Raw genomic sequence first — 24056 nt, 5'->3', positions numbered from 1 at the left:
GTCTCCGTTCTCGCCCCTTGCGGGGCGGGTGTGGGAGAGGCGCACCCCGCGCTTTGCACGGCATGGGGGTGCGCCTCTTGCTTTTGATCAAGTGGTTTGGGTCGGGCCTGGTGGTCGGGCATGCTGGAAGTGCTTCCGCCACGTGACGGAACGGGAGCGATTCCCCGGGGCGGCCGGCCTGCCTCTTAGCCGATGCTGCGGGCGCTCCGGGGCCATCCTGCGACGGCGGGAGCCTGCTGGACGCTGTGGCAGTCCGGCGCCTGGTCGTCGTGCAGGGACCGGCCATACGTCGGCTTCAGCTCCGCGAGGATTTCCATGAGGACGTCCTCGGTGTCGATGGTGATGTCGGCGTAGCCGCGCCCGCACGTGCACGGTGCGATCAGCGTGAGGACGTCGTGCGCTCCGTCGGCCTCCGTGACGCGCAGGGTGTGGTGCAGCCACAGCCCGCCCCCCAGCAGTGCCACCGCGGACGCCTCGAAGCGGCGGGCCCCGTGCTCACGCACGCACGGGTAGCCCTGCCAGACCGCGGAGTCGACGGCTTGAGCGAGCGAGTAGGCGTAGGCGGCGTAGACGTGGTGCGCTGCCCCCGTTTCCGCTCCGTCGCGCTGCTCGTCCTCGGGCTCCTCATCGACCGCCGCGGCGGCGATCTCCATCAGGTAGGCCAGCGGCGAGTCCGGCTCGTACGGGCGGGCCGGGGTGTGCAGAACGGGATCCATACTGGGATTTCTCCTTCTCGTCTTCGTACGGACGGGGTGTGGTCGGCCGTCAGCGGGAACCCCCGCCGGAGAGTCGGCGGGGGCCGGTGAACAGAGATCACCTCAGGTGCGAGGCGGCGGCGGTTTCGAGAGCCTGGTGCGCCGCCCGTGCCGAGTCTCCGGCTTCCTGAACTGCGCCGTGGTCCAGGGACGGTGCGTCACCTACGGCCACGGAGGCGGCAACGAGCGCCACGGCCAGCTCGCTCAAGCGGGCAGGGGCACCGGACAGCCGGACGCTGGAAAGAGCGCTCGTCATGGCGGTACGGGCCGCGTACCGCTCAGCGCGCGCGGTGTCGGTGTCCGGCTCACTCGCCCGCTGGGCCACGTGCTTGCGGTACTGCGCTCCCCGGTGCGCGCTCGCGCTTCCGAGAAGACCGGCAATGGCGGTGCGCTGAGCGATCCGGTCCCGGTCACGCCGACCGGACACTGTAATCAGGTGCTGGAGCATGCCGGTCAGAGCAGCACCCAGCAGGGTTCCGAGTACGGCGATCAACGTGCTCCCCATGAGATCCCCTTCTCACATCAATCTGCGTCGTTCGTTCATACTGACACAGTAAGTCAGTCTGCGCAATGCTCGCATCTTGATTCATTGACTCAGCTTGATACGACATGGCAGTCTGACGGCATGACGCAGAAAACACCGGCCGAACTCCGGGCAGACGCCGAAGCGAGCCTCAAGGCTCCGGGCCAACAACGGATCAAGCTCCTTGCCCAGCTCGAAGAGATCGAAGAAGGGCTGCGTCCACTGGTCGCGGAAGCGGTGCGGATGGAAGTCCCCTACCGCCGGATCAACGAACTCACGGCAGTCGCACCGAACACGGCACGCGCATGGTCGAAGAGCAAGACGAAGGAAGCCTAGAAAACAGGCTCGGAAGCAGATCGACGACGGGCCGCCACCCCCTGGGTGGGCGGCCCGTCGTCGCGCGGGCCGGGCTGTCCGGTCCTGCGCCCGGCCCCCCACCGGCCGCCGGGTGCGGCGAGGATGCGGCGCTGGACGCAGGACCGTCAGAACAGGGCGCCGATCACGGCCAGGAGCAGCAGGGCAAGAGCAGCGAGGATCAGGTCGACCGCCCGCTGAAGACGGCGGAACTTCCGCACCGCGATCCGGGACAGGACGCGGATGCGGGCGGCGCGGAGGTCGCCGTGCAGCACCTCGCGGATGTCGGCTTCGCTCATCACCGCCCAGGCCGGGAACGACTCCCGGCCGCCTCCGCGTAACCGGGGGCGCACGACCAGGAGCAGCAGGACCGAGGCAGCGGCCAGGGCGAGGACGCCGGCCGCGCCGAACACCTGGGTGGCCGGGGGCAGGTGCTTGTCGGCGACGGAGGCGAGCCCGGCCAGCACGGCGCCGGTGAAGGCGAGCAGCAGGCTGGATTTTCCGTCGGTCCGGGCGATCTCGCTGCCGACCGCGGCGAGCGCGGTGTCCAGGTTCGTCTCGACAGTCGTGTCAGACACAGTGGTCATGGTCGGCACGTCCTCTCAGCCCTGCTGGCGGAGGTCGGTGGCGGTCATGTCGGCGATCGTGGCCTCGAACGACTGGTCGTTCTCCAGAACGGTCTCCGTGATGACCTGAGCGGCGCGGTCGGTGTCACCGGCCCGTACGGCGGTCCTCAGTTCGGCGGTCTTGTCGTCGATGAAACCCATGCGGATGTCCTTTTCGTTGGTCAGGCGGCCAGCGAGTGTGCGGCCGGGACAGCGGTGTAGCTGGTCGGGTCGGCGGGGGTGCCGTCGTGGCATTCCAGGCAGCTGCCGAGGGTGCGCAGCGGAAGGCAGTACACGTACCGACGCTTGCAGCGGGGGCAGGTGGACCTCGCGGCCATCGCCCGGTCCAGCGCCCACTCCTGAGCCAGCGTCGGGATCCGTTTGGGCCGGGTCAGCCGAAGGTCGTAGAGCCAGGCACGGCCGGGGTGGCTGCATGACCACTGCGGGGTGTAGCGGCAGCGCGCGCAGCGCAGTACGGCGACCGGGCCGTGCCCTCCGGGGCTGACCTCCCGGGCCCGCAGCTGGCGGCGGGTGGCGAGGTGGCCGGGGCAGGCGCCACGGTCGAACTCCTCCAGGGCCGCGCTGCTGCGTGGCACGCGTTGTATCGCGCGGCGGACCCTCGTACGCGTCCTGGCCATCACCGGATCCAGGGAGCGGGCAGCCGGGCCGGACGGTGCGGGTAGCGGGGGCCGGGACGCAGGGGGCGGGGCCGGCCGATCCGGCGGCGCGGGCGGGGAATGAGCACGGGGCGGTTCCTCCAGGCGTCGGTGGACAGCAGCGCGCCCCACCGACGCGGGTGCGTCAGCGGGGCGCAGGATGGTGCTGGCGGCCGGTCGGCCTGCCCGGTCCTCGCGTGGGTGCGCGAGGACCAGACGGAGCGACCGGAATACGACGATGGCCCACATCCCAGGTCGGGGAGCGGGCCATCACAGTTCAGGGAGTGTCAGAGGTCGGACGGCAGTTCCTCGCCGGTCCCGGCGTCGAATGCAACCCCAGTCGGGGACAGGCGGATGTCGCGGGATTCTGCCCGGGCCCCTTCCTTCCAGGTCCGTCCGCCGACCGCGATCCGGACCGTCACGTCCGCAAGAGGGTCCGTGACCGGCAACGCGATCTCAGGATCCTTGGGGAACCATCCGTCTTCCCGAACGCTGCTGGCGCTCTCACCAGACGCGTCAATGCGCAGGTACCGGGCGTTGCGGTCGAAGTAGCTGCGCAGTTCCAGGATCACCTTGTCCCGGTCACTGTTCCAGTGCGCCACGACGTCCGCCTTGACGCCGTCGATCTTGAGTGCCGCTCCTGACCGCCCCTTGTACGCGGCGGCTTTCTCCTGCCGGTCCTGGCGCTGGTCTTCGCTCTGTGCGTGCTGCCATACGCCTGCAGCGGTGAGGGACAGGGCTGCGATCGCGGCGACATACGGCCAGGTGCGGCGCCGCGGGGCGGAGGGCGGTTCAGCCGGAGCGGGCGGTGTGGATGGCTGGGGCCCGCTGTGCCATGCCGGGGACGTGCTGTCACCGGTCCGCTCGAACCAATCGGCATCGTGTCCCATGTGGGCGACGGTAGCGCGCAGTTGCGCGGCCTGTCCGGTATCTCCGCGCAGCTCCGCAATTTGAGCGCGGGTCTCTGTCCAGGCCAGCGCCTGAGCGGAGTTGAGGCCGTGGGTGGTGATGTCCTCCCGCTCGCAGATCGCCGCCAGGTCGGCGGCCTCGCTGAACCGGCCCTCCATCGCGGTCTGCAGGACGGCCTCGTGCCGGGCGAGATCGAAGGGACCGGACTCGGTGTCGATGACGTTCGGCGGCATCGCCTCCCAGTCCCAGACGTCGGTGGTGTCCTCGAACGGCGCGTACAGGTCATCGCTGAGGCTGCCGCCCGGGACGGCCAGGGCCTCGCCCGCGTCAACATCGACGTCGGTGTCGACGTCCTCGGTCGGCTCCGGGAGCGGCTCTGTCGAGACGTCCGGGGTGGCCTCTTCAACGGCTTCGACGGCTACGGCCTGCTGTGCCATGCGGCGCCGCATCGAGGTGTCGGTGAGCGCGGCTTCCTCTTCGCTCCGGATCGTCTGCACGATGTCGATGTGATGCGGGCCGACCTTCCACACGGCCTGTCCCGGATCGAGTGTGGGGATGCGGTCGACGGCCCACGCGGGCAGTCCGAGCAGGTGGCCGACGATCGCGGCCTCTTCCGGGGTTGAGCGCCCGACGTGGACGATCTCGCACAGTTTCGCCAGATCCTGGGCTTTGCCTTCTCCGAGGTCGGACAGCGTGTGCATCACCACGTCCAGCGACAGCCCGGCCTTGCGCGCGTTCTTCACCAGCCGCTGGATCAGTTCGCTCGTGGCGGGGGAGAGCAGGATCTGCCAGGCCTCTTCCAGCACCAGGTGCCGGTGCACGGCCGTGGACTGGCGCAGCCACACCTGCTCTGCCCAGCACGACACCGCCGACATGAGCGCCGGGATCGCGGGGCTGTTGCGGTCCATGCGGGAGAAGTCGAAGCTGATGATCGGCAGATCCGTCTCGGGCAGACTCGCGTCCTGGCCGTCGAACAGACCTTGCAGCGAGCCCTCGGTGAACCGGGACAGCGCGATCGCGGCGCCCTCGCCCCACTCGGTGAGCTTCGCGACCGGCCAGCGGCCGGCCTCAGGTGTGACCAGGGCGTCCACGACTCCGTTGAGCGAGGTCGCTTTCGGGTGGGTCAGGGCGTGCTGGAGTGCATGGGCGGCATGGTGGTCGAATGCCCCGGGTTCGACGGCCAGGATCAGCGTGCGGACCAGCTGCTCGCGGACCTCGGTCGTGAACAAAGGGCTGACCGGGTTGAGGGTGAAGCTTCCGGCCTCGATGACCCGGCCTCCCAGGGAACGGACCAGCGGCGCCCACTCGCCGCTGCTGTCCTCCCCGAAACTGTCGATGACGACGGCCTGGTGGCCGTGCTGGAGGATCTCGCGGCGGATCCGCGTCTTGGCGGTGGTGCTCTTGCCGGAGCCCAGTCCTCCCAGCGCGAGGGAACTCGTGGACGGCAGCAGCCTGTCGTCGACCTGGACGGGGGAGAGGTGGAAGGACCGCCCGTCGAGCAGGGACCGGCCGATCGGGATGCCGGGAAAAGCCGTGTTGGAGGCGACCAGCGGGGCGGTGATCGCGGCATGGGTGGTGGGCAGACGAATCATCAGAGGATCGCCCCTTTCCGGGTGGAGACTCCGTGCGGGCTGGTCATGACGTGGGCGCGGTGCTGCTGGCCGGAGAGCCAGTCGAGCCGGATACGGTGCCGGTCGGCCGCAAGGCTGGCCTGCCAGCGGGCGTCCGTGACGGCTTCGGGGCTGTCGGCCCACACGGTCAGGTAGGCGTCGATGTCCACGAGGGTCGCGCCGCCGACCAGCTCGCCGTGCGTGGTGCCGCTGGCGATGTCCTGCGCATCGGCCTTCACCTTGTCGTTGGTGAAGGCTTCGGACGCGGCGCGCTGCCACTTCGCGGACCGGCGGGACTGCCCCGCCGGAAGCGGCCGGTACAGAACCGCGAGGGACCGGTCGGTGCCCGGCCCGAGCAGCAGTTTCGCCATGAGGTCACCGCCGGTCTCCTGCGGCCAGGCGGTGATGCGTGCCGTGGTGGCGTGCCGGCCGTCGTCCAGCGCGACCCAGCCGGAGCCGCGATCGGTGACGGCGGGAACCGGTTCGGGCGTGAGCGGGGTCAGCGCTCCGAGAGCGGCGAACTCAGCTTCCAGGCTGCCGATGACCCGGTCCGGGTGACCGACCAGGCCCTTGGGGACGTGGACGGAAATGGTCTGGGTGTGGGTGGTGTGTTCGCGGGCTGTGGAGTGGTGGGTGACGTGCACCTGCACGCCGGCCTGGCGGGCCTGGTCACCGGCGAAGGTGAGCGCGCGGGCGAACGCCTCGTGAAAGGCGGCCCGGCTCTGCGGGTCCTGCATGGTGCCGTGGTGCGGGTACAGCGCCCATGTCTCGGTCGCTCCTGCATGAGCGGCCATGGCGTCCGGGGTGGTGCGCTCTCGCAGGTGCCGGTATCCGACGGCCGCCCACCGGGCGATCGACCGCGGCCCCGGCGCGAAATTCAGCAGGACTGCCGTGGTGCCGACCGCGCCGAATGTCCACAGCGGGGGCGGGGTGAGCATCGCGGACATCAGCACGGCGCCCCCGGCCCCGGCGGTGGCTTTCGTCAGCAGAGTCTCGACAGGGCTGAGTCCGCGCTGGAGGGCGGGAATGCGGTAGCCGGGGGTCAGGGAGTACACAGTTCTCCTTCTGGTGGGTGACCGGCCAAGGCCCCGGCGTCCGCTCTCGCCCCGCAGAAGCGGGACGACGGATACCGGGGCCTCGGTCGGTCAGCTCTACGGGTTGGCGGGCGGGTTGGCAGGTGGGTTGGCGGTGTTTCGTGCTGCGTTCCGGGCCTGGATCCGGACCGCCGAATCCGCAGCCTCCCGTGCCCGGTTGGCAGCTGCGGACTGAGCGGTCAGCCGTCCCGGCCGCTCAGCCTTCGGGATGCCGTACGCGGCAAACAGGACGCCGCGGTCCTGGTTCACGGCGCGGCCGGGGGTGTCCACGGTGCGTGGACCGCGCGGCTTGTTCTCCTGCTCGTAGACGGTCGGTGCTCCGGCCCGTACCACGGCCCGCGCGAGCGGACTGTTGGTGCGTGCTTCGACCAGGGACCGGGCGCCGCGGGCGATCCGGGGGCCGAAGTACGGCACCCCATGGAAGATCATCCGCAGCATCAGGGCGTCCGCAGCGATCAGGAGCACGGAGTCGACCACCAGAGCGCCTCTGGCCATTTCCACGAACGGGCTGACCAGCAGCAGCGCAAAGGGAGCGAACATCAACCCCAGCAGCCGACCCGCCCACCGCTTGACCGCGCCCGTGTCGCCCCCGCGAGCCAGCGAAGCCAGCACCACGGGAGCCATACACACGAACACGAGGATGCCGATCTGACGGGTCATGAAGACCAGCACGGCAAACGCCAAGGACACCACCAGCGCACTGAAAATGATCAGGAGCGCCAAGGGGTTCTCTTTGTCCGCCGCGTCCTCCATGTCCTTACTGATCGCGCCGAACAGCGTCGCCTCGTCGCTGCTGAACATGATCGTGAACGCCTCGCTCACGGCCCGGTTCAGCAGCATCACGACTCCGGGGACCGACGCCATACCGGCGACGGCCGCGAGCGTCCAGCCGGTCGACGCGCCCATCTGCCGAAGCCGGGGCACGCCCTGCCAGGCCGTCAGACCACACACGACGACCACGCACACGAAGATGGCGACCGCCAGGTGCTGCCCGAGCCACAGAAACTGCTCGTACACCCAGCTGTCGGCCCGCTCCGGCGCCCACGTGTGACCTGGCGCAACCAAGCCTTTAATCTTCGCGATCAGGTCGTCGGCGAGCTCGCGGACGGTGACGGTGGCTCCGTCCGTGACGCCGCCCTCGCCTCCCGCGCCGGGACGACTGCCCGAGTCCTCCCGCGTGCAGAGCGCCTTGCCTGGTCCGTAGATGGCGTCGCAGGGATCACGGTCTGCCATGAAAGCCACTGCGGTCAGCCCTTGGCTTCGGTGACCGTGCTGAACAGAGTGTCGCCGTAGAGCGCGAGGACCACGGCGACGAACAGCGTGCCGACCGCCAGGCTCCCCTTCTTCAGGGCGCCCTTGGGGTCGCTCGACAACTGCAGCAGCATGCGCACCGCGATTACGGCGACGACCGCGGCGACACCCTTGGTGACCAGGCCGCCGCCGGTGAGGCCGATGGTGTCGAAGAAGTCCTGGAATCCGCCGGACATGTCGATGGGCTTGGCGAGGGTGGTGAGCTTACGCATGGGTCAGATCTCCTTGGAGTTTCGGGATACGGGACGTGCAACGGCGAAAAGATCCGGCATGGAATCCATGGGGGAATAGCGGACCTCTGTGCCGGGCCGGGGAGCGTCGATCATCCAGCCGCCGCCGATGGAAATACCGACGTGGTGAATGTTCGCGGCGCTGTCGCCGTAGAAGACGAGATCGCCGGGGCGTGTCTTTCCGGGCTTGATCGGCTCGGATGCGGCGTACTGCTGTGCTGCCGTGCGCGGCAGGCTGATGCCTGCTTTCGCGTAGGCGTAGAGGGTGAGTCCGGAGCAGTCGAATCCGGTGATGGATGCACCGGAACGGCCCCGGGGTGAGCAGCAGGTTCCCCTGCTGGGTCCACTGGCGTTTCCGCCGCCCCACGAATACCGGGTACCGATCATCGCTTTTGCCGCTTTGAGAGCGGTAGCAGCCTGCTTCGTGGTCGCGGAGTTCCCGCCGGTCGGCTGGTTGGCGAGGGTACTGATGGAACGGACGTAGTTCTGTGTTTCCTTGTACGGGGGGACGCCTCCGTATTTCCGGACGGCGCCGCTTCCCGCGTTGTAGGCGGCGAGCATGTTGCTCTGTTTGTCGCCGGGCACGTCCTTGACGTCGTCCGCGATGGCGCACAAGTACTTGGCGGATGACGGGATGGCGTCCTCGGGGTCCCGCACGTCGCGCTTTCCGTCACCGTTGCCGTCGATCCCGTGTTTTTCCCACGTGGACGGCATGAACTGCGCAATTCCTTCTGCGCCGACCGGTGATTTCGCGTCCGGATTGAATCCGGATTCCTGTGTGAGGAGCGCGGCGAGCAGGTTCGGGCTGACCTCGGGGCAGGTGTTTCCGGCGTCCTCGATCAGCTTTTTGTATTCGGTGGGAACGGTCATGCTGAGCGCCGCACCGAGGGGGTCGTCGGCGGCGGTCTGCACGAGTGCGGCCACGATGACGGCCGCGGTCGCTCCTATGCCGGCGGTGACGGCTGCAGAGGCACGCAACGGGGGTTCTCGCTCCCTTCCGGGGTAGTTGATCATTTCTGCTGGTCAGAACCGTCCGTGCGGTCCGCTGGGAGTCCGCTGGCGGTCCGCTGGAGTCCGTCCGGGAGACGGGTCGTGCTGCCCCCTGGACGGGTCCGTAGCGGGTGTTCAGCGGACTCTCGGCAGGTACCTGGACGGGTCCGGAAGCGGTCATGGTCCGGATGTGGCCGCGGCGATGAGGTCGTTGATCCAGTAGCCGCGAACGACGCTCTTTTCGTCCTTGCTGGATGTGACTCCGAGCATTTTCGACAGTTGCTTTCCGCGTTCTCCGTGCCTGGTTTCCGTGATGCCGAGGGCCGGGGCCAGGTCGGCGGTCGGGATGAAGTCCACGCCCTGGCGCCGCATCAGATCGATGGCCTGCGTCAGAGGGGAAGCGGGGGCTTGTGCAAGTTTCTGCTGCTGTCGCCCGTGTGCTTCGTCGACAACATTCCACATGAACTCGTTGTCGAAATCGAATCCTCGAATGAGAGTGGATTCCCCGTGGGAGAAGAGCACTCCCTGTCCCTTGATCTTCGGGTTGAGCAGTGCGGGGTTGATCGGGCCGACCGTCTCGAAATAGGTGTCGCCGAGGACAACTTTCGCGGTTCCTTCCGAATCCACATACAGGCAGAGCCGGTACTGGAATTGAGATCGGACGTTGGTCGGAATCGCATCCTTGTCGGGGCGCTGCGTAAGCCAGATGCAGGAGATCCCGGATTCGAGGGACATGGCAACGAGCTTCCGGGCTTTTTCGCTGATGCGCCCGGCTTTCTCTTTGCCCTTGGGCGTGCCGTCGTCAGCGAAGAAGTTGGCGACCTCGTCGGCGATGAAAATGACCGGCTTGAACTTGGGGGAAGGTTCCCGGTTGCGCAGGGCTTCCTGCTTCTGCCGGTACCGTCCCATGCCTGTTGCGGTCAGCTCATCGACGATGTCCTCGAACACGTCCGGCTTGTCGGAAGCCTCGTAGCGGACACAGTTCTTTTCGAATGTGATCAGCCCGCAGATTTTTCCGTCGAGCAAATACATGTCGAATTCGCCGTAGCCGATGAGGAGGCACGTGATAAGACCGTTGATCAGTGTGGTCTTGCCGGTCTGGGACATGCCTGCGACCAGCATGGACGCCTTGTCGAACGTCTCGACACCGGCGAGCCGGCCGGTGACGTCGTGTCCGAGCGGCACCCCGGCGAACGTCGTGATCTCGTGCCGGGTGGGCAGCGGCAGGGCAGTGGAGAACGGCGCCTGGTCGAGCCTGAGCAGCAGGACACGGCGCTCGTTGTCGAAGCTGCGCTCCAACTGGAGCTGCAGCCGGCTGACGCCGAACCATCCGGCGATGTTGGCGAGCTTGTGCCCGACGTCCTTGACCGTTTTGGTCTTGGGCAGCAGGAAGTCGTAGCGCTTGCCGGTGGCCAGGGACGTCACGGTGACTTCGTCGGCGCGGATGATTTCGTCCCGGCCGATCACGCCTGCCGTGCGCAGTGCCTCCGTCAGCTCCGGATGCGGGGCCACCTGGTCGCCGCCGGCGCCCGCAGCGGCTGGCGCTTCCTGCTTCAGGGCCGTGGTCGTGGCTGCTGGCTTCCCGGCCGTGCCCGCGAGCGCGGCCAGGATGCGGTAGCGGAGCTTCCAGGCTCCCCAGCCGATCAGGACCATCACGCCGACCGTGAGCAGCACGGTGACCGGCATGGACAGTCCGAGCTTGTCCTTGATGGCCCCGAGGATGGCGAAGACAACCACCAGGGCGCCGATCGCTCCGGCGGTCTGCCCGTACAGGTCTTCGCTGACCTGCTGTTTCTTCTTGCTCATGCCTCTGCTTTCTTCCGATGGTGAGCACGCTGCTTCGGGTGTGTTCTGACTGGTGGTGCGTGGTGCTCGCCGGGTCTGCTTCCGGGGTCTGCGAACGCGTGGTTCGCTCGCCAGGTCACTCGCCGGGTCTGCACCGGGTCGACTGCACTTTTTCTTCCGGCAGTCGCAGCAAAGGCCAGGCCGCACGGGGTGCGGTCTGGCCTTCACTGGTGGTGCCGGACGGGGTGGTCAGTCGACAAGGTCGTCCTCGGTGAGGCCGCCGGGGATGTGGTGGACGTCGACACCGTCGGCGGTGACGATCACCGTGTTCGTGCCTCCCTCGGCTTTCTCTGTGACGACGAATCCGCCCTGGTCCTGCTGGTCCTGGCCCATGAGGCTCCTTCTCGGGGGTGGGGGCTGTTCTGGGGTTTTCCGGGTGCGGGCGTCCGGTTCAGGCGTCCGAGTCCTCTTCCTCGGAGTCGGTCTCTTCCTCGGTGTCGGTGTTCTCTTCGTCGGGGTCGGTGTCGGTGCTCTCTTCCTTCGACAGCAGGGCACCCCAGGTGCGGCGCACCCGCTTCTCGGAGCCGACGAAGCCGCCCTCGCGGAAGATGTCGCGGGCCGCGCGGTAGGACAGCGGCGGGTCGTCGCGGTAGCGCAGGTGCCTCAGCACCACGGCGAGCTGACCGTCGCTCAGCGTCTCGCCGGGCTCCGGGAGCGGCACACTCGCCACGGCCGCGAGCTGCGCGAGTGTGACGGCGTCACGGTCCGCGTCACGGTCGGTGTGCTCCTCGCCGTGCCGCTCACCGTGACGGCTGTCGGTCGAATCGCTCTGACCTGCGTGACTGCCGTCAGCGCCTGTGCCGGATGCGGCACGCCCGGCGGGCAGAGCGGGCCGGTCGGTGCCGAAAGCGTCACGGTCAGCCGTGCCGGGCAGGGACAGCGCTGGGGGTGTCCACGTGTCGAGGTCCGGCAGGAGGATCGCGGCGACCGAGGCGGGCAGTTCCTTCTCCGCGACGGTCTGGGCTGTGGCTTCTGCCTGCTCGTGCAGCGTGTCGATCGACTTCTGCTGGCGCTTGAGCACGGACTTGCGGTAGGCGGTCTCGGCTTCGGCCACCTGCTTCTCCAGGGCCTTCGCGCACTCCAGCAGCTCGATGCGGTGGGCGGCCTCAGCCTCCATCGTCTCCAGCCGGTCGGAGACCTGCTGACGCTTGGCCGCGATCTCCTGCCGGGTGTCGGCAGACACCTTGCGCCCGAGGGAGGGCAGCGCGATCCACCAGGCGCCCTTGGTCGCAACGATCGCGATCGGCGTGAGGATCACGGCCAGCTCGAACCGGCCGGAGCCGCGCATCACCAAATCGGCGGTGGGAATGGCGGCGTTGACGACCGTGAGCACCAGGCCCGCGATCTGCACGCGCATCGCGCGCCGCTTGTTGTTGCCGGAGAGGATCTCGGTGGCCTGGAAGACCACCCACAGGGCGTCCAGCGCGCCCACGGTCGGCACCGCCCACGCCCCGAAGCGGGGTTCGAGGATCTGGTAGCTGACGGCCATCGACAGAACGGCCACCCCCAGGGTGACGATCCCCAGAATGCTGAGGACCGCCCCGCGCGGGGACGGGCGGCCCTTCCACCACTTCGTGTCGGTCTGATCAGGCTTTTCGGTCATGCTCGTTCTCCTGTGTTCGGGTCAGCCGGTGGTCGTGCCGGACAGGCGGCCGACCTTGGCGACGTGTGTGTCCTGGTCCGTGATGAGGCGGCGTACCTGCTCCGTGAGCGGCACGCCGGGCCCCCAGGAGCTGGCGTAGGTGTCGGCGGATGCGATGTCCCAGTCCTTGGCCTCGGGGTAGCCGGCCCTTTCGAGGGCGGCGTCGTGTCCGAGGTCGGCGTACAGGTGCGTCTCGTGGACGCGGGCGATCTCCCAGGCCCGGTCGTCGAACGCGGAAGCCGCGGCCATGGCCCGGTCCTGCGCGTCGACCATGCGGCTAAGCGCGGACGGCCACTCCGCGGCGGCCTCGGGGGTGCGCAGATACGCGTACGCCGACTCCAGCGCCTTGATCTCCCGCTCGTACGCCTGCCAGCGGGTACTGGCGTCCCCGACGGTCTCCTTCAGGTCGGCGACGTACGCCGCGTCCTGCCACCGCTGGCTGGCTTGGCGGTACAGATCGACCAGAATCCGGCGAGCCGCCTTCCGTAAAGCCCGCTCGGCTTCGTCGTCCGAACCGCAGGCGAGCTTCGGGTCGGTGTAGACGTCCGGCGTGGACGGCTCCTTCTCGCGTCCCGTGAACGTCGCGAACTCGTACTGGATCGAGTACCGGTGGTGGTGGACCGCCTTCAAATACGTCGGCAGGTGCGGCCGGAGGCGGGCGAAAATCTCGTCCATGCCTGCCGGGGTGATCTCGTAGCCGCGCCCCCCGAGCCCGGTTCCGGTCTCCGTCACGAGAGCAGGGACCGGGAGCGGCACGTCGGCCGGGGGCGGGGTGGTGCGGGGCAGCCCGTTGTCGTCGAGCGGTGCCCGGAGCGGAAGGGTGTGGGCCATGGGTCCTCCTCATGGACCGGCCGGACTGTCCGGCCGACCGCCATCGCCCGGCCCCGGCCGCCACGGTGGGCGGGCAGGAGGCGGGCGGTGACGGTCGGCCGTCAGGCCGTGGCGGTGAGGGGCCGGTGCGGGGCGACGATCCGGCCGTCGGGCAGGAGTTCGCCTGTGTCCTCGAAGAGCAGGACGCCGTTGCACAACAGGCTCCAGCCCTGCTCGGGATGGGCGGCCACGACGACCGCGGCCTCGTGGTCGGGGCTGTCGGCGGCCGGGCAGAGCTGCCGGTGCGTGCACAGGCTGCGGGGCTGACGGGGCAGGGCGGCCGGCGGGGTGAGGGTGCGCATGCAGAACCTCCAGGAGGTCGACGAAGAGTGGGGTGCGCGGGGCTGCGCGGCTCCCCTGGACCGCGCACGGCCCGGCCACCGCGTAGGGGGTGCGGTGGCCGGGCCGTGCGGGTCAGGCAGCCGACAGAGGTGGCGGTGTCGGGCTGTACGGAGGTCAGCGCCGCTGTTCGCGCTGACGGTTGAGGTAGGCGGTCTGCAGCCGGGCGAAGGAGCTGTAGAGGCGTTGCCCGGCGGGGCAGCGTTCGGTGTCCGTGCACGCGGTGCAGGTGCCGTGATGGGACCGGTGTGCGGCGGCTGCGGTCTGGTAGCGCTCGTACAGGTCCTCAGCCACGCGGCCGGTCCTGCGAGCGTTTGTTGGCTTCCTTGACCTTGCGCGAGAGTTCCTCGCGCTCCGCGTCGGTGAGGCTGAGGATCATCGGGTGGCCTCCGTCCCGGTCGAACGGGCCGGCACCGGACGCGCGGCTGCGGTGCTCTGCCCGCCGCACCGGCAGCGCCAGAACCCGCACACTCCGCACGCGTCATCGGCCATGCGCTCCGCGAGCCGGGTCCGCATCTCCGCGACGGTGCGCCGTGCGCGCCGTTCGGCGGGGATCGCGGCGTCCTGGCGGCGGACGACGTCCAGGAGGTGCTGCCCGAGGCGCCGGTTCGCTTCGTCGTTTCCTGCTGTGCCGGGGCGAGGGCGTGCCATGATTTGAGCGGTCATATGGGACTCCCATTTCCTGTTGACCATGACAGCCCCGGAAGGTCAGAGTTCCGGGGCTGTCGCCGTGGCGGGCCGGACGGCCTGCCACGGCCCGTCTCCCGCCCCGTGTGAGGCGCGGGGTGGGAGAGGGACCGTGGCGGATCGTCAGGCAGCCGGGGCGTAGACCGGGGTCGGCTTGGCTTCGCAGACCAGGTGGTCCTCGGTGGTCCACACGGCGCCCGTGGCGAACGGCTCACCGTCGGCGCGCAGCACGTCGCGGACGATGACCGCCCACCGGGCGCTGTCGCGGCGCAGCAGTTGCGCAGCCGTTTTCGGGTCCGTGATGAGCGCGAGGACCTCGTAGGCGCCGGTCGTGTTCTGGTAGATCGCGCCGGGCCGTCGGGGGCCGACCTCGTGGGCGACCGTGTTGGTGGCCAGGGCGGGAACGGTGGTGACCTTCATGCTGTGGCTCCGATCTGGCGCGGGTGAGGGCGGGGGCTGGTCGGGGTGGGCCGGTCTGGGGTCTTCTCGTGCGGGACGGGCCGCTTCGGCAGCGGCGGACGGGTGACGGCCGTGAAGGCGTCGGCGATGATGGGCATGTGGGTGTCCCTCGTCGTGGAAGGGCGCCCGCAGCACCACGAACCCCCAGGGCGGCAATCCCTGGGGGTTCGTTATGTGCGGCGGGTCAGTGCGTCCTGCGCACTCCGTCGCCGACCGGCCCCGCAGCGAGCGGATGGTCGACGACGGGCAGCACAGGCTGCTGTCGTAGGCGTGTCAGGCAGCTGGCCTGGTCGCCTTCAGTGCGTACTGCTTGCCCAGTTCGGCTTGCCGCCGGTCGTGAGCCGTTTCGTCCTTCGGCGCCAGCGGAAGCTGGGGACCGCGGAACTCAGAGAGCGACCCCTCGACACGAGGCGCACAGCGGTTGTTCGTCTCCGCAACAGCGTCAGTGCTGTGCTGAGCCCACTCACCTGCCCGCTTGGCGGTGAGATCGCGCACCTGCCGCTCACTCTGCTGCCGCTGCTCACGGTCGAACTGAACGGAAGCCGCGAGTTCGGCCCGCCGAAGTTCCAGTTCGCCGCCTGTCTCGCACCGGCCGCCCTTCCGGCAGACCGGGCAGGACGCGCGGTGCTGTGTGACGACGGTACGGGCGTCTTCCAGCAGGGACGCCAGCCGGGATTCCAGCTGCCTGGGTGCAGTCCTGAACCGGCTCACCGGCGGCACGGCGACCGTGCCTGCCTTGCGGTTGACCCGGTTGGTGCGGCGGGACTTGGTGGTCGGGTTCGTTTCCATCAGCTTCGTGCACCACGCGCCGGCCTCGATGTCGAGATTCACCAGGCGGTTACTGCTTGAACAGCGGCGCGGGTTCGGGGATTTGGCCTTGCCGGTGTGGTGCGGAACGAGTTTCGGGGTCTTACCCAGGACACCCGTGATCGGGCACCAGGTCGAGCAGTCGGGACATACCAGATGCTCAGTACCGGGGCTCAGATCGAGCTCGTTGACCTTGAGGTCGGACGCGATGATCGCGGGGAGGTGGCTGACGTGCTTCGTGCGGGTCTTGCGACGCCTCTTACGAGCTGTCGGCGTCACGGCGGTCGTGGTCACACGGACTCCTTGCGAGCGGGAGGAAACCGGGGGTGCGTCGCGGTGTGCTCTCCGCTCGTCAGGTCCACGGACTGGTCCGGCGACCTGACGGACGGACAACGCATCAGCGCTGCGACGTGCAGTGCAGAAGCTGAGAGCCCGGAGAGCCGAGCACCTGGGGGATTTGGTTTGGCTATCACCCCAGCCACCCCAATGAAGGGACGGCAGCATCCTGCGATCTTGCAGTGATCTCTAGACCTCGGTAACGAGGTCGAGATCAGTGAAGCTAACTTCGGTACTTATGTCAAGAACCTCGTTACCGATGTTGTACGCTGTGCACGTCATCCTGGACGCGAGCGCGCCCCTCAAGACGCCTCGGTAGCAAGCCGCCCTAGGATCGCTACCGAGGTAGGGAGACAGATGTCCGATGAGGCAGGCGCGCAGCGCACGAAGGTGCAGCACATCGCTGATGAGTTGAAGGCGGCGATCGAGCGCGGAGATTACGAACCCGGCGATCGGCTGCCGGGGGAGAACGCGCTGGCCGCGCAGTACGGTGTCGCCAGCCTCACCGCCCGGAGGGCTCTCAAGATCCTGCGCACTGAGGGGCTCGTCGAAAGTCGAAAGGGGGCGGGTGCTCGCGTCCTGTCGTTCCAACCCATTCGGCGCCGCGGCATTCCACGCTTGGCCCGTGAACAGTGGGGAAGCGGACGATCGATCTGGTCCACAGACGATGTCGCCCCAGACGTCGATCAGATCGCGGTGCTCGTAGACACGACCCCGCCACCGCACATCAGCAACGTTCTCGATCTGGCACCCGGCGAAGTAGCTTGCGTGCGCAGTCGCCGGTACGTCGTGGACGGCCGCCCGGTCATGCTCGCGGCTTCCTACATGCCCCAAGCCCTGGTCGCTGGATCGCCCATTACCCAAGCTGACACGGGACCTGGGGGCCTCTACGCACGGCTGGCCGACCTCGGGCACGCCCCTGTCAGGTTCCGGGAGGAGATCCGTGTCCGCCTGCCATCGACCGATGAAGCGACCCGGCTTTCCATTCCTACCGAGCGAGCCGTTATCAAGTTGGCTCGGACAGCTTTTGACGCAGCCGGCCGCGCCGTGGAAGTGAACGAGATGACGCTGGACTCGGCGGCTTACGTGCTGGACTACGAGTTCGATGCGTAAGACCCGCAATTCGGCTCTATCGCAACCATCCACTCTCATGTCCTCCAACCCGTCGCTGTGTGGTAGCCATCACACCGTCAGGAGGGTTGGAGGAACATCACGAACTGCTCGTCAACTTGATGCACAAGTTCCTCAACACGTTCTCAACGAGTAGCTACACACGGCTTTTCGGGGCTCGCGCTTAGGCTCCGGATCATGGTGCTGACGGAGGATTTCGGGGTGGGCAAGCGCGCTGGTTGGCGACCGGACAAGCTGAGAGAGCACCGGGAGGCTCACGGGCTGACGCTCGAAGAGGCCGGAGAGCAGCTGCGTCTCGTGGCAGAGCAGGCCGGGCTGAAGGGTGTGCCTGCTGCGAATCCGCAGACGTTGAGTCAGCACGAAACGGGGGAGAGCTACCCGGGACCGTCGTACCGCCGGGCCTACTGTCTCCTCTACCGGGCAACGGAGCCGTCGCTGGGATTCCGGCCGGCGCTGCCGGGCGAGGAGACGAAATTCGAGGTCAGTCCGCTGCCTCAGCAGCGCAATGGACTGCATGTCATCGCTGTAGAGCGCGCACTGACGCGGATCACGGACGGTGACGGGTTCGACAGTTACAGCTGGCAGCAGCGGGTGATGGAGGCGTGGAAGCGCCGTCGTACGGGAGGGGACCCGCACCGGCCTTGCGTGATCTTGGTGGGTGGGTACGCCGGCAGTGGGAAGACTGAATTCGCTCGCTTCTTGACGCAGCTGACGGGCTGGCCGCTGGTTGACAAAGATCCGCTGACCAGGCCTTTGGTGGAGCCGTTGTTGGCCGCTCTGGGATCGCAGGCGCACGACCGGCACACGGAGCTGTACCGCACGAAGGTCCGGCCGGCTGAGTATGCCGCGCTGATGCAGGCCGTCTACTCACATGTCTCGTGCGGCATTTCAGCGGTCGTGACGGCCCCCTTCATCGCGGAGCTCACGGACCGGCAGTGGATGGAACGGCTGATCAATAAGTGCGCGGCGCACGGTGTTGATGTGGCGCCGGTCTGGGTGCGGTGCGATGTGGAATCGATGCATGAGTACATCTCGCACCGAGGTGCGGCTCGGGACGCCTGGAAGCTGGAGCGGTGGGACGAATATGTGGCCACCGTGAATGTGGAGCTGCGCCCTGCGGTGCCGCACCTAGTCGTAGACAACCGGATGGGTGCCGCGATCTCTCTGGCGGACCAGGCTCGGCAGGCGATCGGGGTGGGAGCGGCATGAAGCAGGGCGTGATCCTCTACGGTCCGCCGGCGGCAGGGAAAGACACCGTGACGGCAGCGCTCAAGAAGGCCGATTCCCGGTACGGACAGTTCACACGGCTCAAGGTCGGCTCGGGTAAGAGCTCCGGCTACCGGATGGGCACGGCTTCACAGCTGCGGAAGTTGGAGGCGGCCGGCGACGTCGTCTACGCGAACCGTCGGTACGGCAACATGTACGTGCTCGATCGACCAGGCCTGGATGCTGCATTCGCGGCCGGGGTACCGGCGGTCCATCTCGGTCAGATCGACGGCGTCCATGCCCTGGTCGACGGCTATCCGGCCGACTGGCTGCGAGTGCTGCTGTGGTGTCCGCAAGCCGTGACCGCGCAGCGCTCGCGGGAGCGCGGCGACGCCGACACCGCCGATCGTCTGACGGCGTGGGAGGCAACACGTGAGGACCTGGCCACGCACCCGGACATGCGCTGGGATCTTACGGTGGAGACGGCGACGACAACGCCGGAGCGGGCGGCCCATCTCATCGACCAGCTGCTGCATACGCGGGCGGCTGTCGCCTCGGCATGACCCCGGGCTACGGCTGGGCAAGCCGGCCAAGGGCGTCGGCAAGCGTAAGCTCGTGGTCGTCCTTGGCGTCGGTCCACCGTTCCAGCGTGGATGCGGCTGCGCGCAGGATGTCCGGGGGCAGGCCAGCGGCCGTGAGCGTGTCGGCGACCTCTTCCATCTCCGGCCCCCACCGCCAGGCGCGGGCCGCGGTCTTCGCAATGTACTCAGGCTCTGCCAGGTACGAGTCGCTGCGTTGGGATGCGATGTCGAGAAGCTCCTGGTCGACACCATGTGCACGGGCCAGACCGACAGAAAGTGCCACGAGGACGCGCGACGTCTTCTGGAAGCTGGCGTACGCAAGTTTGAGCGCAGAAGCCTGCCCGATGGTATGGCCCAGCGTTTTGGTACGGACGTCGGTGCCGGCGAACAGCGCTTCGACGCGGTCTGCGGCTGCGGCCGGTCCGGACAGGAACAGGGTCGGTGTCTTGCCTCCGGTGGGCGGAGAACCCACGACGCCGCCGTCGATGACGGCTTTGGCGTGTGGGGCGAGCAAGGCTTCGATGCGCAGCATGCGTTCGGGGTTAATGGCGTTTGCGTCGACGTACCAGCCGCCGTAGCCATGCGAGGCAACTTCGGCAGCAAGGTCTTCAGCGGCCGCGGGCGGACAGAGGCTGATCACCGTGTCGGCCCGATCCAGCAGTTCGGGAAGGTTGACTACCGGCTCCAGGCCGTGCTGTTCCGCGCGCGCGACGCTCGCCGGACTCCGGCCAGATGGGCACCACAGCACCGCGGCGGCATTGGCCGCAGCGCATGCGGCAACGGCGGCGCCCATGCTGCCGGGGTGGAGGATGCCGACGACGGGTTGCTGAGACATCGGTCTACTCCGCGGAGTGGGTGAGGAGGTAGCCGCTGACGTGGTCCGCAAAGGCGGCCGTACGGTCGGCGAGAGAGCCGTCTAGGGCGAGGCGCATCCGGTGACCTTAAGCCTGGAGGATCTTTCGTGCGACACACGGCCAACTCCACTACCTAGAGTGGAGACTTATGTATAGTCCTGGATCACGTGAGTGAGGAGGTGGAGCAGTGTCTGAACTACTTGATGCGGTCGACGCTCTACTCGCGCGGCCAGAGGTCCTGCCTGCGCCAGAAGTACGAGCCCGTCTCCGCAAGGCTGCCGGATTGACGCAGGACGAGGTCGCTGAGGTTTTCGGAGTCACCAGGGTTGCGTTTCACCGCTGGGAGACCGGCCAGGCCAAGCCTTACCGCCGACGCTTGGAAGCCTACGCTCGCTTGTTGAACGGCTGGGCAGAGAAATACCCAGCAGAGATCGCAAGCCGTTCCGCTCTGACACGACAGGCAGGCTGAGGAGCACTAATGCCACTTGGCCCCTAGAAACGCTGAAGCGGCCCTGTCGCCACAACAGGACCGCTCCCTAGCGAATCGACTCGCACCCTGACAAAAGCTTGAGTCGTGAGCAGCGAGGTGACCTCGCAGCCGGTGTGCCCGTGGGCTCAAGAGCCCGCGTGGTCACCTGTACCCAAGGATAAGCGCGGTATCTCGCGCTACGCCACTATCGGCGGGTACTACCAGGTCACATCTGTTGGTCACGGCTCCCCAATCTGGGGAGATGACCCGCCTTGCGAGGCAAAGATCCATCTGCCGGTCCTGGCCAGTCGGCCGGCCGGTATGACGAAGGCTCCGACACCAGTCAGCGTGCGGAGCTGTGGGCCCCTGACGATGAGGGCTTCTACACCAGTCAGCTGCACGACTGGGTTCCGTTGTGCCCGCAGCTGCGGGACAGCGCGATCCGCCTGTACTGGATCATGCGTGCGCTGGTGATCGAGAAGCGTGGGCCGGTGCGGAAGCTGACCTTGTTGCAGCTGTGCCATCTGCTGCCGTCGAAGCAGATGAAGCCGGGCGAGGCTGCGCAGCCGTCGAGTCTGTCGCGTGTGCGGGGGCTGCTGTCGGAGCTGTCGGAGTACGGGTTGCTGAGCACGCCGGAGGGCGGCCCGATCAAGTCGTCGAGCCGTGCGAGTGCGTCGGCGGCGCCGCTGCGGATCCGGATCAATGACCGTCCCAGCCGGGGTTATGCCGGTCCGCGCAACGCGTTCGCGCTCCTGGATGAGGTGCGGGAGCCGGCGGAGGCGGCGGCGGTGGAAGCGCTTCGCAAGGAGCGGGAGCGGGCCGCTCGCAGGCGTGCTGAGCGGGCTCAGGTAGCGGGCCAGATTTCTGGCCCGCCCGATGACGCGGGTCAGATTTCTGGCCCGTCGGGTCAGATTTCTGGCCCGCGGGGCCAGATTTCTGGCCCGGATTCCGTGGTTGACCTGCAGAAACCAGACCTCCCGTTCAGACCTTCCGCTCAGACTTACCGTTCAGAGGGTGGGGGTTCCCTCCGTCCTTCCTTGTCCGTAAGTGATGAGGCTGGTGTGGACACGGACGGAGGGACGGACGGAAGCGGCGACGTCATCGAGGACCAGGACCTGAAGGCGGCGAACGCCCCGGAGACTGAAGAGGCCACAACGGCTGGCAGCGAGAAAGCACCCTCGCCGGGTGAGACCCTGCTGCGCCGTATCGGGCGCCACCATCCGGAGATCGCAGCCGGCCTGGCTATGGGATCGACGCTGGCCGATCAGGGCCGGGTGGTGAACACCCTGCTCGCGGCAGGGATCACGCACGAAGAGATCCGCTCGGTCCTGCTCGACCGGCCCTACCCGGAGCCTGCGGAGCGCACCCACACCATGGCCTCGCTTATCGCCGGACGTCTGGCCCGGATCCCTCTCCCGCCGATCGGCTACAGCAGCCAACTCCCCGCACAGGCCGCAGCCTCCGGCCCGACGGCATGGCCGGAGGTCAGCCAGGGCCAGTCCCGGCCCACTCCGCCTGCCGCGCACCGCTCCTGCGAGGGCGAGATCGGCACAGCATTCTGCGAGCGCCTGGCCCTGCCCGGCAGCCGTCTGTGTGCCCGGTGCACCAAGAACGCCGAAGCCGCGGCAGCCCAGCCTCCGGCAGAGCCTGACGAGTGGCAGCAGGCCGTGGCAGCAGTCGTAGGGAGCACGCAGGCATGACGAGACGACAGCAGAAACGGTGTGGATCATGAGCGAATCTGCTTTCGAGTACCGGCAGGCGCGCGCCGAGTACGGATCCACCTGCGCCGATCCGCGCGATCTGGCGCACTATCTCAACCGGATCAGCCTGGATGCCCAGAGTCTGCGACACGGTCTGGCGGAAGCCATCACGCACGTTTTCCGCGGGACCGCGGCGCCCAACGCAGGCACAGCCGAACTGCCGTACCCGGCTGACCGTGTTGAGCGGGCACTATTCGACGACTCCATGCAATCGGTGAAACAGCTCCTGGTCGCAGACCCTGCCCTGGCCGCTTCACTCCGGCACACCATGCGCCTCCTTGAGGACGCCGCCGAAGCTGCCCGCCTGGTCCGCGTACTCCTCGAACGACCCGATGAAGAAACGGCGATGGAACGACTGACCAGCGAGGCCGACTTTGGCCCCGCCGGAGGAAACTGATGGCGGACTTCGACGCGATCGACACCCTGCTCGCCTCCGCGTCGTCGGAGCGGACTCCGCTGCCGTCGGCCGAGGAGCGGCGCCGGCTGCGCGAGAGCCTGAACCTCACCCGCGGGCAGCTTGCGCAGGCCCTGAAGGTGAGCCCGTCGACCGTCGGCGGATGGGAAACCGGCCGTGATCCCAGCGACAAGGAAGTGCGGGAGGCGTACGCGTACTTCCTCGAAAGCGCTCGCACCAAGCTGGACACCGCCAGCGCGGCTACGGAGGCCGCGGCCGACGGCCAGCTCGCGGACGACCAGTCGGCGGATGCCGAGCAGACCGACGACACCGACGACGTCGCCATGCTGGCCGTCGTGCAGCCGTGCGTACTGTGCGGGCAGCCGGCCCGCCATCAGGTCGAAGGGTTCCCCCAGCACCTGGACCCCGCCGAGTGTGCCTCGGCCGCATCTGCGCCCGTGCCCGTGCAGGCAGAGAAGCTCGCGCCTCGCACGGCACCGCGGCAGCCGGCGCCCGCCAGGAAGCCGTGCCCCGCGGTCGGCGGGGTGAAGGTGGTGCCGGTCGGCCGCCGTCTGCAGGCCGCCGATGCCCCGGACCGGATCGGTTCCGCGGTGGCGGCCGCGCTCGCCGAACACGCCGGGGATGTCGAGGCGGCGACCGTCGCTCTGATCAAGCGGGCGATCCCGGATGCGATGGCGCTGCTGGACGACACCCGCAAGGGCGGGCGTTACGACGTCGTCGCGCACCCATGGCTGCCCGACATCCTGCGCAAGCAGACCGCACGCGGTGCCGACCAGGTCTGGGAAGCCCGCCCCAAGTGGAGCCGACCTGAGCTCCCCACCGGCCGGCACGAGATCACGGCACTCGACATCAACGGCGCCTACCTCAGCGCGTTGAAGACCCACCTCCCGCTCGGTCAGCTTGAACACTCCACCAACAACCACCACGACCGCCGCCGCGCTGGCCTGCACCTGATCACCCCTCCGGTCTGGGAGCACGGGGCGGTGCTGCCGAATCCGATCGGTAACCGGGACGAGCCGGGCCCTCTGTGGGTGACCGAGCCGACGCTGCGCCTGCTGCTGCGCCTGTCGGGCCCGAAGTACGGGATGTGCGACCCGCCCGAGATCCACGAGTCGTGGACGTCCGGGGCGACCGAGGGCCTGCTGGAGAAGTTCCGCATCGCGCTGAAGGACGCCCGGGACCGGGCGATCTCCGACGACGACCAGGTGACGCTGGAGTACGTGAAGGCCATGTACTCCAAGTTCGTCTCCACGCTGGGGGAGTCGAACTACAACCGCGAGCTCTACCGCACCGACTGGATGCACCTCATCCGCGCCCAGGCGTTCGCGAACCTGTGGTGGAAAGTCCACCGCGCCTACGACGAAGGCCTCCTGGTCGTGCGCGCCATGGGCACCGACGAACTGCATGTGGCCGGTGACTGGCGGGCGGTCTTCCCCGAGGGCCGCGGCGTGGCCGAGGTGAAGGTCAAGGACACCTACACCGTCGGCACCGACCCCAGCACCACCGCGGAGCCCCCTGAGCGCACCTCCTGACGCCGTTTCCCTGTCCCGGCGTCAATTCCCCCCGCCGGGGCAGGAGATCGGCGCTCACAGCCCCGTACAGTGATCCAACACTCTGG

At 68.2% G+C, this 24056-nt stretch carries 29 protein-coding genes; 8 read left to right on the top strand and 21 right to left on the bottom strand.

Annotated features, from left to right (window positions below):
- Positions 1 to 185: 185 nt before the first annotated feature.
- Together J8N05_RS47120 and J8N05_RS47115 are read right to left on the bottom strand one after the other, a co-directional pair.
- Positions 186 to 716: a hypothetical protein gene (locus J8N05_RS47120; RefSeq protein WP_210894742.1), complete on the bottom strand. Its 531-nt coding sequence runs from the start codon at positions 714 to 716 to the stop codon at positions 186 to 188.
- Between the two features lie 97 nt (positions 717 to 813).
- The gene (locus J8N05_RS47115) at positions 814 to 1080 is read right to left on the bottom strand and encodes a hypothetical protein (RefSeq protein ID WP_210894740.1); all 267 of its coding nucleotides are present in this window, start codon (positions 1078 to 1080) and stop codon (positions 814 to 816) included.
- Here J8N05_RS47115 and J8N05_RS47110 point away from each other — a divergent pair, their 5' ends adjacent.
- The gene (locus J8N05_RS47110; protein ID WP_210894738.1) at positions 1081 to 1614 is read left to right on the top strand and encodes a hypothetical protein; all 534 of its coding nucleotides are present in this window, start codon (positions 1081 to 1083) and stop codon (positions 1612 to 1614) included.
- A 146-nt stretch (positions 1615 to 1760) separates the two neighbouring features.
- Here the strand turns inward: J8N05_RS47110 and J8N05_RS47105 are convergent, their stop codons facing one another.
- The 18 genes from J8N05_RS47105 to J8N05_RS47020 form a co-directional block, all read right to left on the bottom strand.
- Complete coding sequence (locus tag J8N05_RS47105; RefSeq protein ID WP_210894736.1) at positions 1761 to 2219, bottom strand: Pycsar system effector family protein; 459 nt, start codon at positions 2217 to 2219, stop codon at positions 1761 to 1763.
- 15 nt (positions 2220 to 2234) lie between these two features.
- Positions 2235 to 2399, bottom strand: a complete 165-nt coding sequence (locus J8N05_RS47100; protein WP_210894734.1) for a hypothetical protein — start codon at positions 2397 to 2399, stop codon at positions 2235 to 2237.
- Between the two features lie 20 nt (positions 2400 to 2419).
- Positions 2420 to 2833, bottom strand: a complete 414-nt coding sequence (locus J8N05_RS47095) for an RRQRL motif-containing zinc-binding protein (protein ID WP_407700023.1) — start codon at positions 2831 to 2833, stop codon at positions 2420 to 2422.
- Positions 2834 to 3180: 347 nt separating this feature from the next.
- On the bottom strand, positions 3181 to 5394 hold the full coding sequence (locus J8N05_RS47090; protein ID WP_210894731.1) for a hypothetical protein: 2214 nt from the start codon (positions 5392 to 5394) through the stop codon (positions 3181 to 3183).
- Positions 5394 to 6467, bottom strand: a complete 1074-nt coding sequence (locus J8N05_RS47085; RefSeq protein WP_210894729.1) for a hypothetical protein — start codon at positions 6465 to 6467, stop codon at positions 5394 to 5396. The genes J8N05_RS47090 and J8N05_RS47085 overlap by 1 nt, the downstream gene beginning before the upstream one ends.
- 96 nt (positions 6468 to 6563) lie before the next feature.
- The gene (locus J8N05_RS47080; RefSeq protein ID WP_210894727.1) at positions 6564 to 7739 is read right to left on the bottom strand and encodes a hypothetical protein; all 1176 of its coding nucleotides are present in this window, start codon (positions 7737 to 7739) and stop codon (positions 6564 to 6566) included.
- Between the two features lie 14 nt (positions 7740 to 7753).
- A complete protein-coding gene (locus J8N05_RS47075) occupies positions 7754 to 8029 on the bottom strand; it encodes a hypothetical protein (RefSeq protein ID WP_210894725.1) in 276 nt (91 codons plus the stop codon).
- Positions 8030 to 8032: 3 nt separating this feature from the next.
- Positions 8033 to 9061 (bottom strand): C40 family peptidase, encoded by a 1029-nt coding sequence (locus tag J8N05_RS47070; protein ID WP_210894723.1) that lies wholly within the window; start codon positions 9059 to 9061, stop codon positions 8033 to 8035.
- A 153-nt stretch (positions 9062 to 9214) separates the two neighbouring features.
- Positions 9215 to 10843 (bottom strand): FtsK/SpoIIIE domain-containing protein, encoded by a 1629-nt coding sequence (locus tag J8N05_RS47065; RefSeq protein ID WP_210894721.1) that lies wholly within the window; start codon positions 10841 to 10843, stop codon positions 9215 to 9217.
- Positions 10844 to 11071: 228 nt separating this feature from the next.
- The gene (locus tag J8N05_RS47060; RefSeq protein WP_210894719.1) at positions 11072 to 11215 is read right to left on the bottom strand and encodes a hypothetical protein; all 144 of its coding nucleotides are present in this window, start codon (positions 11213 to 11215) and stop codon (positions 11072 to 11074) included.
- 58 nt (positions 11216 to 11273) lie between these two features.
- On the bottom strand, positions 11274 to 12485 hold the full coding sequence (locus J8N05_RS47055; protein ID WP_210894718.1) for a hypothetical protein: 1212 nt from the start codon (positions 12483 to 12485) through the stop codon (positions 11274 to 11276).
- Between the two features lie 21 nt (positions 12486 to 12506).
- Complete coding sequence (locus J8N05_RS47050) at positions 12507 to 13355, bottom strand: hypothetical protein (protein ID WP_210894701.1); 849 nt, start codon at positions 13353 to 13355, stop codon at positions 12507 to 12509.
- A 101-nt stretch (positions 13356 to 13456) separates the two neighbouring features.
- Positions 13457 to 13648, bottom strand: coding sequence for a DUF5999 family protein (locus J8N05_RS47045; RefSeq protein WP_282108221.1), 192 nt, complete (start codon positions 13646 to 13648; stop codon positions 13457 to 13459).
- Between the two features lie 202 nt (positions 13649 to 13850).
- Positions 13851 to 14027: a hypothetical protein gene (locus J8N05_RS47040; protein WP_210894697.1), complete on the bottom strand. Its 177-nt coding sequence runs from the start codon at positions 14025 to 14027 to the stop codon at positions 13851 to 13853.
- An 81-nt stretch (positions 14028 to 14108) separates the two neighbouring features.
- Positions 14109 to 14399, bottom strand: a complete 291-nt coding sequence (locus tag J8N05_RS47035; RefSeq protein ID WP_210894696.1) for a hypothetical protein — start codon at positions 14397 to 14399, stop codon at positions 14109 to 14111.
- Between the two features lie 144 nt (positions 14400 to 14543).
- Complete coding sequence (locus tag J8N05_RS47030; protein ID WP_210894694.1) at positions 14544 to 14840, bottom strand: hypothetical protein; 297 nt, start codon at positions 14838 to 14840, stop codon at positions 14544 to 14546.
- Complete coding sequence (locus J8N05_RS47025; protein ID WP_210894692.1) at positions 14837 to 14977, bottom strand: hypothetical protein; 141 nt, start codon at positions 14975 to 14977, stop codon at positions 14837 to 14839. The genes J8N05_RS47030 and J8N05_RS47025 overlap by 4 nt, the downstream gene beginning before the upstream one ends.
- Before the next feature lie 175 nt (positions 14978 to 15152).
- Entirely contained in the window at positions 15153 to 15980 is an 828-nt protein-coding gene (locus J8N05_RS47020) for a hypothetical protein (RefSeq protein ID WP_210894690.1), read from the bottom strand.
- Between the two features lie 399 nt (positions 15981 to 16379).
- Here J8N05_RS47020 and J8N05_RS47015 point away from each other — a divergent pair, with 399 nt between their 5' ends.
- The 3 genes from J8N05_RS47015 (at position 16380) to J8N05_RS47005 (ending at position 18922) form a co-directional block, all read left to right on the top strand.
- Positions 16380 to 17135 (top strand): GntR family transcriptional regulator, encoded by a 756-nt coding sequence (locus J8N05_RS47015; RefSeq protein WP_210894688.1) that lies wholly within the window; start codon positions 16380 to 16382, stop codon positions 17133 to 17135.
- A 195-nt stretch (positions 17136 to 17330) separates the two neighbouring features.
- Positions 17331 to 18362: an AAA family ATPase gene (locus J8N05_RS47010; protein WP_210894686.1), complete on the top strand. Its 1032-nt coding sequence runs from the start codon at positions 17331 to 17333 to the stop codon at positions 18360 to 18362.
- Complete coding sequence (locus tag J8N05_RS47005; RefSeq protein ID WP_210894684.1) at positions 18359 to 18922, top strand: phosphotransferase-like protein; 564 nt, start codon at positions 18359 to 18361, stop codon at positions 18920 to 18922. The genes J8N05_RS47010 and J8N05_RS47005 overlap by 4 nt, the downstream gene beginning before the upstream one ends.
- Before the next feature lie 7 nt (positions 18923 to 18929).
- Here J8N05_RS47005 and J8N05_RS47000 read toward each other — a convergent pair whose 3' ends face one another.
- Positions 18930 to 19775 carry an NAD(P)-dependent oxidoreductase gene (locus J8N05_RS47000; protein ID WP_210894682.1) on the bottom strand — a complete coding sequence of 282 codons (846 nt, stop codon included), beginning with the start codon at positions 19773 to 19775 and terminating at the stop codon, positions 18930 to 18932.
- Between the two features lie 302 nt (positions 19776 to 20077).
- On the opposite strand from J8N05_RS47000, the gene J8N05_RS48300 reads away from it, so the two are divergent.
- The 4 genes from J8N05_RS48300 (at position 20078) to J8N05_RS46980 (ending at position 23970) form a co-directional block, all read left to right on the top strand.
- A complete protein-coding gene (locus tag J8N05_RS48300) occupies positions 20078 to 20263 on the top strand; it encodes a helix-turn-helix domain-containing protein (RefSeq protein WP_210894680.1) in 186 nt (61 codons plus the stop codon).
- 272 nt (positions 20264 to 20535) lie between these two features.
- A complete protein-coding gene (locus J8N05_RS46990; RefSeq protein ID WP_210894678.1) occupies positions 20536 to 21963 on the top strand; it encodes a hypothetical protein in 1428 nt (475 codons plus the stop codon).
- A 28-nt stretch (positions 21964 to 21991) separates the two neighbouring features.
- Positions 21992 to 22420, top strand: a complete 429-nt coding sequence (locus J8N05_RS46985) for a hypothetical protein (protein WP_210894676.1) — start codon at positions 21992 to 21994, stop codon at positions 22418 to 22420.
- The gene (locus J8N05_RS46980; RefSeq protein WP_210894673.1) at positions 22420 to 23970 is read left to right on the top strand and encodes a helix-turn-helix domain-containing protein; all 1551 of its coding nucleotides are present in this window, start codon (positions 22420 to 22422) and stop codon (positions 23968 to 23970) included. The genes J8N05_RS46985 and J8N05_RS46980 overlap by 1 nt, the downstream gene beginning before the upstream one ends.
- Positions 23971 to 24056: the final 86 nt, after the last annotated feature.

This window comes from Streptomyces liliiviolaceus (assembly GCF_018070025.1).
GTDB classification, from domain to species: Bacteria; Actinomycetota; Actinomycetes; order Streptomycetales; family Streptomycetaceae; genus Streptomyces; species Streptomyces liliiviolaceus.
Note: the sequence above shows the minus strand (reverse complement) of the source record. Positions and strands in the feature narration are given on the sequence as shown.

What these genes read in the sequence shown, in the direction of transcription:
- J8N05_RS47120 (WP_210894742.1), bottom strand. Translation starts at nt 716, where the DNA reads ATGGATCCCGTTCTGCACACCCCGGCCCGCCCGTACGAGCCGGACTCG.
- J8N05_RS47105 (WP_210894736.1), bottom strand. Translation starts at nt 2,219, where the DNA reads ATGACCACTGTGTCTGACACGACTGTCGAGACGAACCTGGACACCGCG.
- J8N05_RS47100 (WP_210894734.1), bottom strand. Translation starts at nt 2,399, where the DNA reads ATGGGTTTCATCGACGACAAGACCGCCGAACTGAGGACCGCCGTACGG.
- J8N05_RS47090 (WP_210894731.1), bottom strand. Translation starts at nt 5,394, where the DNA reads ATGATTCGTCTGCCCACCACCCATGCCGCGATCACCGCCCCGCTGGTC.
- J8N05_RS47080 (WP_210894727.1), bottom strand. Translation starts at nt 7,739, where the DNA reads ATGGCAGACCGTGATCCCTGCGACGCCATCTACGGACCAGGCAAGGCG.
- J8N05_RS47075 (WP_210894725.1), bottom strand. Translation starts at nt 8,029, where the DNA reads ATGCGTAAGCTCACCACCCTCGCCAAGCCCATCGACATGTCCGGCGGA.
- J8N05_RS47070 (WP_210894723.1), bottom strand. Translation starts at nt 9,061, where the DNA reads ATGATCAACTACCCCGGAAGGGAGCGAGAACCCCCGTTGCGTGCCTCT.
- J8N05_RS47065 (WP_210894721.1), bottom strand. Translation starts at nt 10,843, where the DNA reads ATGAGCAAGAAGAAACAGCAGGTCAGCGAAGACCTGTACGGGCAGACC.
- J8N05_RS47060 (WP_210894719.1), bottom strand. Translation starts at nt 11,215, where the DNA reads ATGGGCCAGGACCAGCAGGACCAGGGCGGATTCGTCGTCACAGAGAAA.
- J8N05_RS47055 (WP_210894718.1), bottom strand. Translation starts at nt 12,485, where the DNA reads ATGACCGAAAAGCCTGATCAGACCGACACGAAGTGGTGGAAGGGCCGC.
- J8N05_RS47050 (WP_210894701.1), bottom strand. Translation starts at nt 13,355, where the DNA reads ATGGCCCACACCCTTCCGCTCCGGGCACCGCTCGACGACAACGGGCTG.
- J8N05_RS47035 (WP_210894696.1), bottom strand. Translation starts at nt 14,399, where the DNA reads ATGACCGCTCAAATCATGGCACGCCCTCGCCCCGGCACAGCAGGAAAC.
- J8N05_RS47030 (WP_210894694.1), bottom strand. Translation starts at nt 14,840, where the DNA reads ATGAAGGTCACCACCGTTCCCGCCCTGGCCACCAACACGGTCGCCCAC.
- J8N05_RS47025 (WP_210894692.1), bottom strand. Translation starts at nt 14,977, where the DNA reads ATGCCCATCATCGCCGACGCCTTCACGGCCGTCACCCGTCCGCCGCTG.
- J8N05_RS47015 (WP_210894688.1), top strand. Translation starts at nt 16,380, where the DNA reads ATGTCCGATGAGGCAGGCGCGCAGCGCACGAAGGTGCAGCACATCGCT.
- J8N05_RS47010 (WP_210894686.1), top strand. Translation starts at nt 17,331, where the DNA reads ATGGTGCTGACGGAGGATTTCGGGGTGGGCAAGCGCGCTGGTTGGCGA.
- J8N05_RS47005 (WP_210894684.1), top strand. Translation starts at nt 18,359, where the DNA reads ATGAAGCAGGGCGTGATCCTCTACGGTCCGCCGGCGGCAGGGAAAGAC.
- J8N05_RS47000 (WP_210894682.1), bottom strand. Translation starts at nt 19,775, where the DNA reads ATGTCTCAGCAACCCGTCGTCGGCATCCTCCACCCCGGCAGCATGGGC.
- J8N05_RS46985 (WP_210894676.1), top strand. Translation starts at nt 21,992, where the DNA reads ATGAGCGAATCTGCTTTCGAGTACCGGCAGGCGCGCGCCGAGTACGGA.
- J8N05_RS46980 (WP_210894673.1), top strand. Translation starts at nt 22,420, where the DNA reads ATGGCGGACTTCGACGCGATCGACACCCTGCTCGCCTCCGCGTCGTCG.